Here is a 16,656-nt window from a genome sequence, read left to right on the forward strand (position 1 = left end):
GTCTGTCGCTCAAGCGGCAGGCTACGGCGGCGTCCTACGCCTATGCTTCGACCGGCATCACCGTCACCCGCACTTCGGGGTCGTGACTGCCACCGCCCAGAATCACCCCACGCAATGGCGACACATCCGAGAAATCGCGGCCCCAAGCCAGGCTGATGTGCTCAAGCTTTGGCTGGACGTTGTTGGTCGGATCGAAATCGACCCAGCCCAGCACCGGACAAAACACCGACACCCAGGCATGCGATGCATCAGCACCGATCAAGCGCGGCTGCCCAGGGGGTGGCTGCGTCAGCAGGTAGCCGCTGACGTAACGCGCCGCCAGACCGCGCGAGCGCAGGCAGGCGAGCATCAGGTGCGCGAAGTCCTGGCAGACCCCACGACGGCTCTCCAGCACCTCCACCAGCGGCGTAGCGACCTGTGTGGCTTCTTCGTCGAAGGTGAACTCGTCGAAAATCTTCTCCATCAAGACCTGCACGCACAGCAGCAATGGCCGGGCAACGGGAAAGCACTCGGCGGAAAACTCGACGAAGGTCTGTTTCAAATGCACATAGGGCGATTCGAAGCGAAAGCGGCAGGCTTCGAGAATTGCTGACGACAAGGGTCGACCGCTGTAGGTCAGCGCCGAGCGCGTGGTGTCCCAGCACGGTGATTCGTGAAAATCCAGCGGCGGACGCGACAGCACCTCGACCCGCAATCGCGCGTTGACCTGCAATTGGTCATGCGGGCGTTCAAAGTTCAGCCGGGTCAGTGGATTGCCAAACACATCCAGCTCGTCCCGCCGATGGGTCGGCGTCGGGTTGATCTGCAAGGTCTGTTCGGTACAACGCTGCCAGGTACACGGCCGTGGCCACAGGTGTGCCAGTTGCTGCGCCAGCGACACCGGACTGTCGTATGTGTAGTGCGTGTCGTGAAAAATCTGGTAATGAGCGCTCATCAGACGGACACCGTACGCTGGCTGACATCATCGACATGGGCAAAGTGACGCAGCGCCAGACGATCCGAGACATGCCCGCTGGCGTCGCCGATGCTTTGCAGCAAGTCCGCCAGACCTTCAAGCACCGCGCGCACGCTGCTTTTGCCGAACAACGGGTTCTCCAGGCTGCCAAGGTCAAAGATCGACAGGCGCTGAATCAACATCGGCAGCGTGGTGTCGGTCGGCGCGCCAAAGTCCAGGTTCAATTGTCGTACCGAGCGCGAGACCAGTTTGAGCTGGAACAACACCGCATGCGGGTTTTGCTCGTCCAGCAGCAACAGATCGAGCACCGGAATCAGCTGTGGCATGGCCAAATAACGCGAGCGGTAGGTAATACTGCTGTTGCCCAACTCCAACAACCACTCCAGGCCGGCCTGATCATTCTCGGCGGCATCGCGCAGAAACGCGGCGAGGCTGACACTGAGGAATTGCAGGCGCTCGACACGTCTGCCAATCATCAGAAAGCGCCAGCCCTCGTCACGGGTCATGTCGTCCAGGGCGAAGCCGGACAATGCCGCCAGCGACATCACCAAGCGGTTGAGAAAGTCCATTAATTCGCCGAAATCAGGCTCCTTGGTCTCCAGACTCTGGGCTTCTCGCTGCAGTTCCACCAGCGCCTGCCAGTTTTCTTGCGACAGCTTGCCGCGCACTTGCGACGCCGCCCACTGCAATCGCTGCAGGTTGGCACGCAGGCTGAACAGCCAGTCCTCACCCATCAATGCCGCAAGCAGGCGCTCGTGCAAGTCGCCCTCTTCCGGCAGCAGGGCGAGCTTTTCAGCCAATGCCTCCGCCGCTTTCAACGCCAAGGGATCATCGCCCTCGACGTAGCGCGTGAGCATGATTCGCAGCAACCGCGCACTGCCATCACAGCGCTCGCAGTAACGACCGAACCAGAACAGGTTTTCCACCACCCGCGAGGGCAGATAGGGATCGCGCCGCACCAGGTCCCGCACTCCCAGTGCGCGCTGGCCTTTCCAAGGCTTGATGCCGTCGGCTCGTTCGCCCAGCACCCAAGTGTCCTTGCTGGCGCCGCCGCGTTGCATCGACACCACATCGGCATCGGCCTCGGCCGCCACGCGAGTCAAGCCACCCGGCAGGACCTGATAGCCGTCAGCACTGGCCACGGCATAAACCCGCATGCCAATCGCCCGGGGTTGCAGTTGATCCGTGACGCCCTGCCAGACCGGCGCGTGAGACAACTGCGCAAGCTCCTGAGCGACGTAGGCATAAGGCCGGGCCTGCATTCGCGCGGCCAGCGCCTGGCGTTGTTCGTCATCCAGATCGCGGCCGAAGACCGGGGCAAAACTCTGGGATGGAAACGCCGGCTTGATCAACAGTTCCGGAAGCTTTTCCAGCGCCTGGGCCAGCACCGGAGGCTCACCGCACCACCAGGTCGCCACGGACGGCAGAATCAGTTCTTCGCCAAACAGGTGTTGGTTGATTTTCGGCAGAAAACCCAACAGTCCCGGCGATTCCAGCACGCCACTGCCCAAGGCATTGGCCACCAGCACCCGCCCACGACGAACGGCTTCCAACAGGCCTGGCACACCCAATGCCGAGTCGGTGCGCAGCTCCAGTGGGTCGCAAAAATCGTCGTCGAGACGACGCATGATCGCGTGCACCCGGCGCAGGCCGCTGAGGGTTTTCAGGTAGACCGTGGCATCGCGCACGGTCAGGTCGCTGCCCTCGACCAGCGGATAACCCAGCTGGCGCGCCAGATACAGGTGTTCGAAGTAACTTTCGTTAAAGCGGCCGGGGGTCAGCAACACCACCAGTGGCGCTTCTTTATCACTGGGTGCCTGTCGCGCCAGCGTCTCTTGTAACGCGCGGAAAAACCCCGCGACGTGCTGGACCTGCAAATCGCGGTACATGTCCGGAAACGCCCGCGACACAATTTGCCGGTTCTCCAGCGCATAACCCGCGCCCGACGGCGCCTGAGTACGATCGGCGGTGACCCACCAGCGGCCATCCGGCGTACGCGCCAGATCCACCGCGTACATGTGCAGGAAGGCCCCCTCGGGCGGCTGAATACCTTGGCACGGCCACAGGTAGTTGTTGTGGCCAAACACCAGTTCCGCCGGCAGCAAACCCTCGGCGATCAGCTTTTGTGGGCCATACAAGTCCGCCAGCACCGCGTTGAGCAGTCGCGCCCGCTGCGCAATGCCCGCAGCGATCGACGCCCATTCACTTGCCGAAATCAGGTGCGGCAGCAGGTCCAGCTCCCACGGCCGGTCTGCGCCTTTGGGATCGGCGTAAACGTTGTAGGTCACACCGTTTTCTTGAATCTGCCGAGACAACAGCGCCTGACGCTGCATCAACTGTGCGGGCGAGCTGCGTTCCAGGTGCTCATACATGACGCGCCAATGCGGGCGCACGGCTCCGCTGGCATCGAGCATCTCGTGGTAAGTACCCGCAGTCAGCGGATAACGGTCAAGCAGGTCGGGCATGGAGGGCTCGGCAGACAGCAAGGGAAGTCAGATTAGCGCAGAAAAATGTCACACGGATATGCAAAAACTCCGTGTGACATTCGCCTGAGAGGTCTTGTTTTAGTGGCGACGCATGTCCAGCGTCATCGGGAACTCGTCATTGAGTGTCAATAACGGGACTTGTAGCTTGCCGGCGCTATGACCAATGCGGGAAAAACGCGACAGACGCCGACTCTCAGCTTCATTGGCATTTACCGGCAACGTCTCGTAACTGAGCCCGCCAGGATGCGCGACATGATACTCGCAGCCGCCCAGCGAGCGGTGCATCCATGTGTCCAACAGATCAAATACCAATGGCGCATGCACTGGAATGGTCGGATGCAGGCAGTTGGCCGGTTGCCAGGCGCGATAACGCACACCCGCAACGAATTCCCCCACACGCCCGGTCGGTTGCAGCGGCACCGGAATGCCATTGCACGTCAGCATATAGCGCTGCGGCGGCATGCCGTTGACCTTGATCTGCAAGCGCTCCAGAGACGAATCCACATAACGCACCGCCCCTCCGGCAGCGCCCTCCTCGCCCAATACATGCCAAGGCTCCAGCGCCTGACGCAATTCCAGCTCGATGCCGCTGACCGCGTAATCGCCGACTTTCGGGAACCTGAACTCCAGATGCGCAGCAAACCATTCGGCGCGCAGTGGATAACCGGCCGCATTCAGATCGACGATGACATCGGCAAAGTCCTGCTCGATAAAGTGCGGCAGCATGAAGCGGTCGTGCAGTTCGGTGCCCCAACGCGCCAGTTTTTCCGGGGCATAGGGTTTACGCCAGAAGCGCGCCACCAGGGCCCGCAGCAACAACTGCTGAGCCAGACTCATGCGTGCGTGGGGCGGCATTTCAAAGGCACGCAGCTCCAGCAGCCCCAAACGCCCGGTGGCACCGTCCGGCGAGTAAAGTTTGTCGACGCAAAACTCGGCTCGGTGGGTATTTCCGGTCACGTCGATCAGCAGGTTGCGCAGCAGGCGATCCACTATCCACGGCGCCACTTCTTCGCCAGGTTTGGGCATTTGCGCGAAGGCGATCTCCAGCTCGTACAGAGAGTCGTTGCGCGCCTCATCCACCCGTGGCGCTTGTGAGGTAGGGCCAATAAACAGACCGGAGAACAGATACGACAAAGACGGATGGTTATGCCAATAGCTGAGCAGGCTGCGCAGCAAGTCCGGACGCCGCAGGAACGGCGAATCCGCAGGTGTCGCACCACCCAGAACGAAGTGGTTACCGCCACCGGTGCCGGTGTGGCGACCATCGATCATGAACTTCTCAGTGGTCAGCCGCGTTTGCCGCGCTTGTTCGTAGAGAAACTCGGTGCGCTCGACCAGCTCATCCCAACTGGACGAGGGCTGCACGTTGACTTCGATCACACCTGGATCAGGGGTGATGCGGAAGTTCGCCAGTCGTGGATCGCTCGGCGGTTCGTACCCTTCGAGCAACACCGGGCAATGCAACTCATCGGCGGTGGCTTCGATGGCGCTGACCAGTTCAAGGTACTCCTCGAGCTTCTGCAACGGCGGCATGAACAGGTACAAGCGCCCTTCTCGCGCCTGCGCGCACAGCGCTGTGCGGGTCAGCCAATCTGCCGAGTCGTCAATCTTCGGTGTGGGCTCCTCAGTCGCGGGCGCCTTCAAACTCTGCAGCTGAGACTGAATCTGCTCCGTGCCCGGCAGCGGAGCAAACTCCTGATTGTGGTCAGTCGGATGAATGAACGGATACTCTGCCGCCTTGACCCAAGGTTGCGATGCCAGCGGCAGTCGGTAACCCAGCGGTGAATCGCCCGGCACCAGACGGCAGTGTTCGTCACGCAAATACCAGCGCCCGGTCTGCCACTGATCACCCTTGGCGGAACGCGCCAACGGCAGGACCTGACCAATGACCTTGTCCAGCCCTTGAGCGAAGACTTTGCGCAGCCGCGCACGCTCCAGCTCATCGTCGAGCCTGGAGTCCTCAGCCGTGACGTTCACCGGCAACACACCTTCGCGCCACAGGTAGTAGAAATTGTCTTCGTAGGCGGGAAATACAAAGCGTGTCGCCAACTTCAAGCGCTCGGCAACACTGGCGAGGAAACGCCCCGCCATTTCGCCGTCAGCACCGTAATCCTCGGTTTCATCAGCAATCAGCGCGTTGTTATGCCAGACCGGCACGCCGTCACGACGCCAGAAGCAATTGAGCGACCAGCGCGGCAACTGTTCTCCGGGATACCACTTACCTTGGCCGAAATGCACAATCCCCAACGGCGCGTAGCGCTTGCGCATGCGCTGATACAACTCCGCCGAGAGTTCACGCTTTCTTGGCCCGAGGGCGGCGGTGTTCCACTCATCGCCGTCACGGTCATCGATGGAGACGAAAGTCGGCTCACCGCCCATGGTCAGCCGCACGTCACCCTCAAGCAGATCAACGTCGATCTGATGACCGAGGGCCTGAATCGCCTGCCATTGTTCTTCGCTGTACGGCTTGGTGACCCGTGGCGCTTCCCAGATCCGCTCGACCGACATTTCGTGAGTGAACTCGGTTTCGCACGGCTCAACCAAACCGCTGATCGGTGCCGCAGACGAAGGCTCCGGACTGCACGCCAACGGAATATGGCCTTCGCCAGCAAACAGACCCGAGGTGGCATCCAGCCCAACCCAGCCTGCACCCGGCAGATACACCTCGCACCAGGCGTGCAGGTCGGTGAAATCGACGTCGGTGCCAGACGGACCGTCCAATGCTTCCACGTCAGCCTTGAGCTGGATCAGGTAGCCTGAAACAAAGCGCGCCGCCATGCCCATATTTCGCAACAGCTGCACCAGCATCCATGCCGAGTCGCGGCACGAACCCGAAGCGTTTTGCAGCGTAACTTCCGGGGTCTGCACACCCGGTTCCATGCGAATCAGGTAATCAATGTCCTGACTCAGACGCTGGTTCAGCGCGACCAGAAAATCGATGGTCGGCAATGGCGTTCGATCAATGCTTGCCAGATAAGCCGCAAACCTAGGCGTCAGCGGCAGTGTTTCCAGGTAAGGCGCGAGCTCACGTTTTTCATCGGCGGCGTAAACGAACGGGATCTTTTCCGCGTACGGCTCAAGGAAGAAGTCGAAGGGGTTGAACACTGCCATCTCGGCGACCAGATCGACTTCGACGCGCAGCTCGGTGGTTTTTTCAGGGAATACCAGGCGCGCCAGGTAATTGCCTTGCGGGTCCTGCTGCCAGTTGATGAAGTGCTGCTCAGGCAAGACTTTCAAGGAATAGGACAAAACCCGCGTACGGCTATGCGCCGCCGGGCGTAGGCGCACAATCTGCGGGCCAAGTTCGACCGCTCGGGCATAGCGGTAATGCGTGACGTGGTGCAAGGCGATATGAATCGACACGGCGTGCCTCCTGCGAGCCTGGACGGTAACGGAACCGCGCAAGACTTATGCCATCCCGGCAAATACGGCGGTTCCCAGCGGTGATGCTACTCGCTCAGCTAAGCACAGCACCAAAATCGTGCCGAGCTTCATGAGTCACGTAAGCGTCGCACAGAAATGAGGCCTACGAAGCAAAATCATCCCGGCAACCTCGACGGTGTCGACCACTCCGACCCAGACGGTATCTGCCAGATCGAATATCTATGCATGACCCGTCGCTTTTGCGTTGGCGCTTATATGCGATTCCCACCCTGTCATGGACGGGGAATAAAAAAGCAGACCCCAATGGAAAACAAAATGACTGATATTGCATCACACCTACGTCAGCTTGAAGGTCAGACCACACCTGTACAACTGGCAATGCTTGAGCTAGCAACGTTTGTCGCTGAGGAGGCAGTTTATGACGCCACGTTAATCTATCTAAGAAGCGTGGTATCGAACAAGGGGGAAAGCAACGAGAACGCCGGCACCCTCAGCTTTAAACCTCGCGCAGATTTGCCACTGGGTAAAACCTGCGCGGGATTACTCAATCAGTTGAAACAACCACTTTCAGCGGAAGCTATTAAAGCTATCCGTGACGTGGGAGGCGATATTACACGCTGGGCCGTTTTCGCCGATGGCTCCTTTAAAGCCTGGAGCCCGACTAACAACCAATATGTCGGCGTTGACATCCCGGACGGCGATCTAACACTGCAGCTTCAGGAGGCAGGGCTGGACGAACTGAGGGCCGACGGCACTTTATCCTTGGACACCCTGCTCAGTTACTACAATACCGCTATCACCGATATAACTTTAGCGAATTTAAATACACTCACCCGCAGGATTGAAAAGAACAAGGAACTTTCACAAGAACAAAACTTAAACCCTCGCTCGCCCCTCGCGCTCGGCCACTTAAGTAAAGGCGAGCTGGAGGATTATGATGAAACTGAACATCACTTAGGCAGCGTATGGCAAAACGCCTCGTTCGCAGACTCTCTTGAGCGCGTGCGCATTGAGCCCTGCCCTACCTCGCCATTCGGTGAAGTCTGCTTCAACATCGCAACACACCTCCGTCAACAACCATTTCCTGCGCTTGTAGACGCCATCAACCGTGCGGGAGCTGATCCGGAGCGTTGGCTGGTCACCATTGACGGCACATTTAAAGCTGCGTCCAACAAAGGTGATGGTTACATCAACATTCCAGGGGTCACCCTGACAGATGGACAACTCGATCTATTGAAGCAATACGCACAGCGATTAGGTGGACAGGCCCACTGTGACGGAAAAGTCTCGCTGGCAACCATGTTGAGAGCAAACTATGGCCTCCATATTCCAACCACAGCAACCTATGACTACCTGATTGTTCGACTCGATGAGCACAGGTCCACGCAATGGCTTGGCCTCAACCAATTCACCGAGATCGACAAACACCTCGGCAATAATAGTGCTGTCACGTCTGTCTTGAGCATTTGTTCGGAACATTTTTCGGGGCAAACGGGCACATTACTGAAACAGTTGAAAGGGGCGGGCCGCTCTTACTCTGATGCAGAGTTAAACCGGACCCCAATAAAAACTATCGTCGATCTGTTTAAATCGCCCGGCGCTCAGATATTGGCACAAAAGCTAGAGGACGCCTTAATTACAAATACTACAAACCTCTCACCTACTACCCGAGAGAAAAGAAAGATCAAACTGCTGTGGAAGGCTATTTCCGCTGATTTGACGATGCAGGGCACTTCGACTCAGCCAAGTGGATCGAGCTACGAAATTGCCAAGCCTTATAATTGGGGGCGATGCTATTCCACACTTCGCGCCGACTATGAACGTTACCTCATCCAATCCGGTCGTGCGTCTGCGGAGGACGTGAAGCTGGTCACGCATATTTTGGCTTTTGAAGCACATCCAGATCTTTTAGTCGACGACATTCCTGCCGATCTTCCGTACGGAAGTAGCTTGGTCTGGGTGAATTTCTTGCACGGAGTCAATCTCGCTGAAGCCACTGAACAGGGGTCGGCTCAGTGGATGGGATTCCAGGCACTGGTCGACTTACCCTCCGTGATGAGCGCCAAGGCAACAACAGACAATGAACATGCACTTACCACGGCCATGCGACTGGCGCCAGTCTTGATCTGGGCGACCGCAAATGGACTCCTGAGGAAACCTTCTAACACTGCCTACTCGGACAGCGAAATCGAATACGCGCTACTGGCATTTGAAAAACACAAGGAACAAATCATTACTGCCATGAATAAACTATCAGATCGGCCTCCGGAGCGAAGGGCGATGGCGATGGCAGAGATAGAGGGGACCAGAATCAACGGCCGCGCGTTAAATCCAAACATGTTGCTTGTACTGAAAGATTACAGACATCACCTTAATGAGGAAGGGTTTCGCCATTTTGGCGACTATCCCGGCGTTGAAAAAAACATAAGACACCTTCATGCACTCATTGACGTATACATGTCAGGGGTGGACATAGAACTCTACAAAGAACCAAGGACTTATAGAGGCGAGCCTCCCGTCAGACTGACGCCGCAGCAGTTGCTCATATATAAAAACCTGCCCAACATCAATCAAGCATTCGACAATAAATTCGGCCAGTACTTAACTGATACAACCTCCGCCTATCAAACGATCATAAAAACCCTTTTATCCATGCTGCCTCTGGAGCACCGAATTAATATAGAACAGGGCGAGATCAGGTTATTTTCCCTGAGGGGTGAGGTGGGCGATGTTCTCGCAAAAAAGGAAACCGAGGAACATAAGGAACCTTTACGAGGCCGCCAAGGCTTTATTATTGAAAGCCGTTACGATAACAAAATTAATTATTACGAAGTTTTACCCTTGGCAAACGCCATTCGCCACCGTGCAGACCTGACCAAACTTGTCCCTGATGGAAAAATCGAACAAGAAAGTTGGACAATTTTGGGAACCGTTCAAGTGGCAGTCAATATCCGGCGCGCTACCAATTTGCCCTTTGACTGGACCAGTTATCAAAGAGTTTCGGGATTCCGAACAAGCCACCATACTTCCGCTGTTATTGCAGAGCCTATTGGCAATTCACTACCGGCCCTGTCTTCTCCTGATAACGACGACCCACCAAAAACGCTACTCTCGCAACGATCCAGGGACATTGCCACGCTGGTGACAACCCATCTTTTTTACGTCAACCCCGAGAACCTTAGAGTCGCGTGCGAAGAGATAACCTCAGTGGAAATAGAAAACAAAGGTATACCGGGAGTTTTTACCGCACTCAGCGAAATTTTAGCGCCGATTTCACCTATCACGCACCTGAGCGATATGCTGTCGGGAGAAAAAAATAGAGTGCAGTGGGGGAGCATCCACATGCTACTCAATGTCATCACGTGGGTTGCCCCTGCCGGAAGATTGCTAAGCGGACTGGTAAAAATTGCCATGAAGGCGGGTAAGTTTGTTTTTTCCGGGGCTTTAAAAACCTCTATTTCAACCGCGGTAAAAGCACTGCCTGGACTCCTCTCTAGCAGTGCAACCTCTTTTAGCTGGCAAGGTTTTATCTCCATATCCAAAACAGCCGCAAATTACATGAAAAAAACGGCGACCAAAGTCGCTATATTTATACTGAATAGCTTTTTGGGGTGGAAAGCCATCTCTCGCCAATTAGCCCAGCGTGCGCTTGCTCAGATCAGGATTGAAGAAAAGACGACATTACCTTCCAAGGCTTAGATTGAGAGCCTCCATAACGCAAAACGCCAACCCTAAGGTTGGCGTTTTTGCGTGAAGCAGACTGTTAGCGCGGAACAGCCGGCTTGCGTTTCGGCGGCTTCGGACCCTTGCCCTTGGCGGCATCGATGCGATCTTTCGCCGCCTGTTTGTTGCGCACCATCGCTGCGGCTTTGGCCTCTTCACGCTTGTCCCACGGCTTGCTGCCATCGCTGGCGCGTGGCGGCAGGCCGGTGTGTTGGGTTTGGATAAGCGTGGTTTTAGCGACCTTGTGGCTGCCAGCAGGCGTCGAGTTCTTGCGACGGGCGCTCTGGTAGCTGTCAGTTGCCGGCTGATGCAGCGGGATCAGCTGGTTCTTGCCCGGACCGATCAGGTCGGCACGGCCCATGCGCGTCAGTGCTTCACGCAGCATTGGCCAGCCTTTCGGGTCGTGATAACGCAGGAACGCCTTGTGCAACCGGCGCTGCTCTTCGCTTTTGACGATGGTGACCGCGTCGCTCTTGTAGGTCACTTTGCGCAGCGGGTTCTTGCCCGAGTGGTACATGGCGGTGGCGGTGGCCATCGGCGACGGGTAGAACGCTTGCACCTGGTCGGCACGGAAGCCGTTGCCTTTGAGCCACAGCGCCAGGTTCATCATGTCTTCATCGGTGGTGCCTGGGTGGGCGGCGATGAAGTATGGGATCAGGTACTGCTCTTTGCCCGCTTCCTTGGAATACTTCTCGAACATGCGCTTGAACTTGTCATAGCTGCCAATGCCCGGTTTCATCATCTGGTTGAGCGGACCTTCCTCGGTGTGTTCCGGGGCGATCTTCAGGTAGCCACCGACGTGGTGAGTCACCAGTTCCTTGACGTACTCCGGCGACTCGACCGCGAGGTCGTAACGCAGGCCGGAAGCAATGAGGACTTTTTTCACGCCCGGCAAGGCGCGAGCGCTGCGATACAACTGAATCAACGACGAGTGGTCGGTGTTCAAATTCGGGCAGATGCCTGGGAACACGCACGATGGCTTGCGGCACGCGGATTCGATTTCCGGGGTCTTGCAAGCGATGCGGTACATGTTAGCGGTCGGGCCGCCAAGGTCGGAAATGACCCCGGTGAAACCAGGAACCTTGTCGCGGATCTCTTCGATTTCGCGAATGATCGACTCTTCAGAGCGGTTCTGAATGATCCGGCCTTCGTGCTCGGTAATCGAGCAGAAGGTGCAGCCGCCGAAGCAGCCACGCATGATGTTCACCGAAAAACGGATCATGTCGTAGGCAGGGATTTTTTCCTTGCCGTATGCGGGGTGCGGAACGCGCGCGTAAGGCATGCCGAACACGTAGTCCATTTCTTCGGTGGTCATCGGAATCGGTGGTGCGTTGAACCACACATCCACTTCACCGTGCTTTTGCACCAGCGCGCGGGCGTTACCCGGGTTGGTTTCCAGGTGCAGTACGCGGTTGGCGTGGGCGTACAGAACGGCGTCGCCACGAACCTTTTCCACCGACGGCAACCGAATCACGGTTTTGTCGCGGGTCATCTTCGGGCTGGCAAGGATCTGCACAACCTTGGCTTCGTTCGGGTCTTCGACCGGACCTTTCTCTTGCTCAATGGCGCAGGCCTGAGTGTCCTGAGTATTGACGTACGGGTTGATGATCTTGTCGATCTTGCCCGGACGGTCGATACGCGTGGAGTCGACTTCGTACCAGTCTTTCGGCGTGTCGCGGCGAATGAACGCGGTGCCGCGAACGTCGGTGATGTCTTCGATCTTGTGGCCGTAGGACAGACGCTGGGCGACTTCGACAATCGCGCGTTCGGCGTTGCCGTACAGCAGGATGTCGGCGCAGGCGTCAATCAGGATCGAGTTGCGAACACGGTCCTGCCAGTAGTCGTAGTGGGCAATACGGCGCAAAGAAGCTTCGATTCCACCCAGGACGATCGGCACATGCTTGTAAGCTTCTTTGCAGCGCTGGCTGTACACCAGGCTGGCGCGATCCGGACGCTTGCCGGCCATGCCGCCTGGCGTGTAGGCGTCGTCGGAACGGACTTTTTTGTCGGCGGTGTAGCGGTTGATCATCGAGTCCATGTTGCCGGCAGCGACACCGAAGAACAGGTTCGGCTCACCAAGCTTCATGAAGTCGTCTTTCGACTGCCAGTCAGGCTGGGCAATGATCCCGACGCGAAAGCCTTGCGACTCCAACAGCCGGCCAATGATTGCCATGCCAAACGACGGGTGATCGACGTACGCATCACCTGTGACGATGATGATGTCGCAGGAATCCCAACCAAGCTGATCCATTTCTTCCCGGCTCATTGGCAGGAAAGGTGCAGGCCCGAAACATTCGGCCCAGTACTTGGGATAGTCAAATAACGGCTTGGCTGCTTGCATGTCGATGACCGGTGTTGGTGTTCAGGGAGACGATTTTTATCAAGAAAATCGCGGGCGCGGAATATAGCACATTTTTTGACCAATTCCGACGATGATGGTCGGAAATCGCGGGCAGGCCCGCGAGGCCAAGATTACTCGTCGTCGAAGTTGTAACTACCCGGCGCGAGGTTTTCGAAGCGAGTGTACTTACCGATGAACGCGAGCCGCGTGGTACCGATAGGACCGTTACGCTGCTTGCCGATGATGATTTCGGCGATGCCCTTATGCTCGGTTTCCGGGTGGTACACCTCATCCCGGTAGACGAACATGATGACGTCGGCGTCCTGCTCGATCGCTCCGGATTCCCGCAAGTCGGAGTTGATCGGGCGTTTGTTTGGCCGTTGCTCCAGGGAGCGGTTGAGCTGAGACAGTGCAACCACCGGGCAGTTGAATTCTTTGGCCAAGGCTTTCAACGACCGGGATATCTCGGAAATCTCGTTGGTCCGGTTATCGCCACTGGAACCTGGAATCTGCATCAGTTGCAGGTAGTCGATCATGATCATCGCGATATCGCCGTGCTCACGCACCAGACGCCGAGTCCGCGCACGCATCTCCGACGGGCTGATACCCGCCGTGTCGTCGATGAACAGCTTGCGATCATTGAGCAGGTTGACCGCCGAGGTCAGGCGCGGCCAATCGTCGTCCTCCAGGTTACCGGCACGCACCTTGGTCTGGTCGATGCGGCCCAACGAAGACAACATACGCATGATCAGCGACTCACCTGGCATCTCCAACGAGTAAACCAGAACCACTTTATCGCTGCGCAACACCGCGTTTTCCACGAGGTTCATCGCGAAGGTGGTTTTACCCATCGATGGACGGCCAGCGACGATGATCAAGTCGGACGGCTGCAGACCACTGGTCATGCCGTCGAGGTCGGTGTAGCCGGTGGACAGGCCAGTGATCGCAGCATCGGTGTTGAACAGGGTATCGATCCGGTCGATGGCCTTGGTCAGCAGGTCGTTGACGCTGACAGGGCCGCCGGTCTTGGGCCGCGCTTCGGCGATCTGGAATATCTGCCGTTCGGCCTCGTCGAGGATTTCCTCGGCGGAACGACCTTCCGGGTTAAACGCGCTATCGGCAATTTCGGTACTGATACCGATCAACTGGCGCAACGTGGCGCGCTGGCGAACGATTTGCGCGTAGGCCTTGATGTTGGCGACCGAGGGCGTGTTTTTTGCCAGCTCACTCAGGTAACCGAGGCCGCCGACCTGCGAGGTGTGGCCTTCTTTGTCCAATTGCTCGGACAGGGTCACCACGTCGATGGGGCTGTTGTGGTCCGCGAGCTTGGCAATCGCGCGGAAAATCAGGCGGTGGTCATGTCGATAGAAATCGCCGTCCGATACTTGATCGAGCACACGTTCCCAGGCGTTGTTGTCCAGCATCAAGCCACCGAGCACGGCCTGTTCAGCCTCGATGGAATGCGGCGGCACCTTGAGGGCTGCGGTTTGCAGGTCGTATTGCTCGGGGACGGAGATATCGTTCATGGCCACTTGGAATCAGGGGGAACAGAAAGACAAAGGGCACGACCTGTAAACAGGATCGTGCCCGATGTTAACCGTATGACGAACAAGCCGCCAGACGATTGAGTGCTGCTTAAGCAGCCACCACAACAACGCGTACGGTTGCTTCTACGTCGCTGTGCAGGTGCACGGCTACGTCGAATTCGCCAACGTTGCGGATGGTGCCGTTCGGCAGACGAACTTCGCTTTTTGCAACTTCAACGCCAGAGGCGGTCAGTGCATCAGCGATGTCGTGAGTACCGATCGAACCGAACAGCTTGCCTTCGTCGCCAGCGGTGGCAGTGATAGTCACTTCCAGCTCAGCCAGTTGGGCAGCGCGAGTTTCGGCAGAAGCTTTTTTGTCTGCAGCCAGTTTTTCCAGCTCGGCACGACGCTCTTCGAACGCAGCAATGTTAGCAGCGGTCGCAGCGGTGGCTTTGCCGTAAGGCAGCAGGTAGTTACGACCGTAACCGGCCTTAACGTTCACTTTGTCGCCCAGGTTGCCCAGGTTAGCGACTTTTTCCAGAAGGATCAGTTGCATGTGAAAATCCTCTTAACTTTTAACCTTCACCGTTCGCAGACCCGTCATCAGCATCCTTCGATGCGAGACGACCGCGAAAATCAATCAGGCTGTCGACAATGGCAACCAGCACCAATAACGGATAGATCAGCTGCATAAACATCAGCAGTGTGACGTACACCCCCACCAGCCAGAATTTGGCCAGGCGCTTTTCAGCAACCAGACCATGAATCAAGGCCAGGCCGGCGAACACCAGCGGTACGCTGCACAACGGTGTCAGCATCGCCATCTGCGGACCGAGAGTCGGCCCCAGAAGCATGCACACCAGCAGCACCAACGCCGGTACCCGCGGGAGTCTTATGCTGCGAAATTCGCGGCCAAAACCACCTGGGTTGTACAACAACGCCTGCCAATAACGCCCTAAAATCAGGGCCAGCACGCTGACGATCTGCATCAAAGCCGCAATCAGGCCGTACAGGACCGGTGCAATCATTGACCCCAGGCGCGCTCGCTCATCTACCGATAACTGCTGGTAGACACCATCGAGGACCAGCGGCAGGAGCTTTTGCAACTCCAGCGCTATCGCTTCGATGGGTTCGCGGAAAACCGCACCCAGAACCACTGCGTACAACAGACCCAATGCCACGCTGACCAGCAGCACGCGAACCCAGGACTCACTGGCGCGTAACAACGCAGCCAACCCGACAGAACCCAGCAACACCATCAGGGTGCGAGGTTCTCCGAAATACCACCAGGCCAAAGCCGGCAGCAGAGCCCAGGCGAGGATGCCAGCGGCATCACTCACTCCGCGCCGCAGGAGCACAAGGCACCCCGCAGCAGCACTCAACCAGAACAACAGCGGCAATGCCGCACATCCGACCACTACGAGAGCGGCCTGCACGCGACCGCGCATGATGAAATTAGCCATGGCGCGCATGCGTTCTATCCCTTACTACTTGTCGACTACCTGGTCTCAGCGGCCGTGGCTGTCGGTGTAGGCCAGCAGGGCCAGGAAGCGGGCGCGCTTGATAGCGGTGGCCAGCTGACGCTGATAACGTGCTTTGGTACCAGTGATACGGCTTGGAACGATTTTGCCGGTCTCGGATACATAGGCTTTCAGAGTGTTGAGATCTTTGTAATCGATCTCTTTCACGTCTTCAGCGGTGAAGCGGCAGAATTTACGACGACGGAAGAAACGTGCCATGTAATTGGCTCCTCAAAAGGTCCGTGGATTACTCGTCAGCGTTATCGCTGGCGTCACCGTTGTCACCGTCATCGCCATCGGCGCTGTCGGAGTGCTCAGGACGGTCACGACGCTCACGGCGCTCGCTGCGGTTTTCTTCAGCCTTGAGCATCTCGGACTGGCCAGTTACGGCTTCGTCGCGACGGATGACCAGGTTACGGATCACGGCATCGTTGTAACGGAAGTTGTCTTCCAGTTCAGCCAGAGCTTTACCGGTGCATTCAACGTTCAGCATCACGTAGTGAGCCTTGTGAACATTGTTGATTGCATAGGCCAGTTGACGACGGCCCCAATCTTCCAGACGGTGGATTTTGCCGCCGTCTTCTTCGATCAGCTTGGTGTAACGCTCTACCATGCCGCCGACTTGCTCGCTTTGATCCGGGTGGACCAAAAAGATGATTTCGTAATGACGCATGAATGCTCCTTACGGGTTGTAGCCTGCCGCTAAAAAACGGTCAGACAA

At 57.3% G+C, this 16,656-nt stretch carries 10 protein-coding genes; 1 reads left to right on the forward strand and 9 read right to left on the reverse strand.

The window, feature by feature from the left end; all coding sequences use genetic code 11:
* Positions 1–40: 40 nt before the first annotated feature.
* The 3 genes from ACF0H7_RS28680 to ACF0H7_RS28690 all read right to left on the reverse strand — a co-directional run bounded on the left by ACF0H7_RS28680 (position 41) and on the right by ACF0H7_RS28690 (position 6,804).
* Positions 41–934 (reverse strand): transglutaminase N-terminal domain-containing protein, encoded by an 894-nt coding sequence (locus ACF0H7_RS28680; RefSeq protein WP_397450172.1) that lies wholly within the window; start codon positions 932–934, stop codon positions 41–43.
* Positions 934–3,420 (reverse strand): circularly permuted type 2 ATP-grasp protein, encoded by a 2,487-nt coding sequence (locus ACF0H7_RS28685; RefSeq protein WP_397450173.1) that lies wholly within the window; start codon positions 3,418–3,420, stop codon positions 934–936. The genes ACF0H7_RS28680 and ACF0H7_RS28685 overlap by 1 nt, the downstream gene beginning before the upstream one ends.
* 99 nt (positions 3,421–3,519) lie before the next feature.
* On the reverse strand, positions 3,520–6,804 hold the full coding sequence (locus ACF0H7_RS28690) for a DUF2126 domain-containing protein (RefSeq protein ID WP_397450174.1): 3,285 nt from the start codon (positions 6,802–6,804) through the stop codon (positions 3,520–3,522).
* Positions 6,805–7,140: 336 nt separating this feature from the next.
* Here ACF0H7_RS28690 and ACF0H7_RS28695 point away from each other — a divergent pair, with 336 nt between their 5' ends.
* Positions 7,141–10,524, forward strand: a complete 3,384-nt coding sequence (locus ACF0H7_RS28695) for a hypothetical protein (RefSeq protein WP_397450175.1) — start codon at positions 7,141–7,143, stop codon at positions 10,522–10,524.
* Between the two features lie 64 nt (positions 10,525–10,588).
* Here ACF0H7_RS28695 and ACF0H7_RS28700 read toward each other — a convergent pair whose 3' ends face one another.
* From ACF0H7_RS28700 to rpsF, 6 genes are all read right to left on the reverse strand, one after another.
* The gene (locus tag ACF0H7_RS28700) at positions 10,589–12,889 is read right to left on the reverse strand and encodes a YgiQ family radical SAM protein (protein ID WP_397450176.1); all 2,301 of its coding nucleotides are present in this window, start codon (positions 12,887–12,889) and stop codon (positions 10,589–10,591) included.
* A 131-nt stretch (positions 12,890–13,020) separates the two neighbouring features.
* Positions 13,021–14,415 (reverse strand): replicative DNA helicase, encoded by a 1,395-nt coding sequence (dnaB, locus tag ACF0H7_RS28705; RefSeq protein WP_397450177.1) that lies wholly within the window; start codon positions 14,413–14,415, stop codon positions 13,021–13,023.
* A gap of 109 nt (positions 14,416–14,524) precedes the next feature.
* On the reverse strand, positions 14,525–14,971 hold the full coding sequence (gene rplI, locus ACF0H7_RS28710; RefSeq protein WP_020293665.1) for a 50S ribosomal protein L9: 447 nt from the start codon (positions 14,969–14,971) through the stop codon (positions 14,525–14,527).
* Positions 14,972–14,990: 19 nt separating this feature from the next.
* The gene (locus ACF0H7_RS28715; RefSeq protein WP_397450178.1) at positions 14,991–15,887 is read right to left on the reverse strand and encodes a hypothetical protein; all 897 of its coding nucleotides are present in this window, start codon (positions 15,885–15,887) and stop codon (positions 14,991–14,993) included.
* 36 nt (positions 15,888–15,923) lie between these two features.
* Positions 15,924–16,154: a 30S ribosomal protein S18 gene (rpsR, locus tag ACF0H7_RS28720; protein WP_002551829.1), complete on the reverse strand. Its 231-nt coding sequence runs from the start codon at positions 16,152–16,154 to the stop codon at positions 15,924–15,926.
* 28 nt (positions 16,155–16,182) lie between these two features.
* Positions 16,183–16,608, reverse strand: a complete 426-nt coding sequence (rpsF, locus tag ACF0H7_RS28725; protein WP_397450179.1) for a 30S ribosomal protein S6 — start codon at positions 16,606–16,608, stop codon at positions 16,183–16,185.
* Between the last annotated feature and the right edge of the window lie 48 nt (positions 16,609–16,656).

The organism is Pseudomonas sp. NA-150 (assembly GCF_044336365.1).
Classification (GTDB): Bacteria; Pseudomonadota; Gammaproteobacteria; order Pseudomonadales; family Pseudomonadaceae; genus Aquipseudomonas.

What these genes read in the sequence shown, in the direction of transcription:
- ACF0H7_RS28680 (WP_397450172.1), bottom strand. Translation starts at nt 934, where the DNA reads ATGAGCGCTCATTACCAGATTTTTCACGACACGCACTACACATACGAC.
- ACF0H7_RS28685 (WP_397450173.1), bottom strand. Translation starts at nt 3,420, where the DNA reads ATGCCCGACCTGCTTGACCGTTATCCGCTGACTGCGGGTACTTACCAC.
- ACF0H7_RS28695 (WP_397450175.1), top strand. Translation starts at nt 7,141, where the DNA reads ATGACTGATATTGCATCACACCTACGTCAGCTTGAAGGTCAGACCACA.
- ACF0H7_RS28700 (WP_397450176.1), bottom strand. Translation starts at nt 12,889, where the DNA reads ATGCAAGCAGCCAAGCCGTTATTTGACTATCCCAAGTACTGGGCCGAA.
- dnaB (WP_397450177.1), bottom strand. Translation starts at nt 14,415, where the DNA reads ATGAACGATATCTCCGTCCCCGAGCAATACGACCTGCAAACCGCAGCC.
- rplI (WP_020293665.1), bottom strand. Translation starts at nt 14,971, where the DNA reads ATGCAACTGATCCTTCTGGAAAAAGTCGCTAACCTGGGCAACCTGGGC.
- ACF0H7_RS28715 (WP_397450178.1), bottom strand. Translation starts at nt 15,887, where the DNA reads ATGCGCGCCATGGCTAATTTCATCATGCGCGGTCGCGTGCAGGCCGCT.
- rpsR (WP_002551829.1), bottom strand. Translation starts at nt 16,154, where the DNA reads ATGGCACGTTTCTTCCGTCGTCGTAAATTCTGCCGCTTCACCGCTGAA.
- rpsF (WP_397450179.1), bottom strand. Translation starts at nt 16,608, where the DNA reads ATGCGTCATTACGAAATCATCTTTTTGGTCCACCCGGATCAAAGCGAG.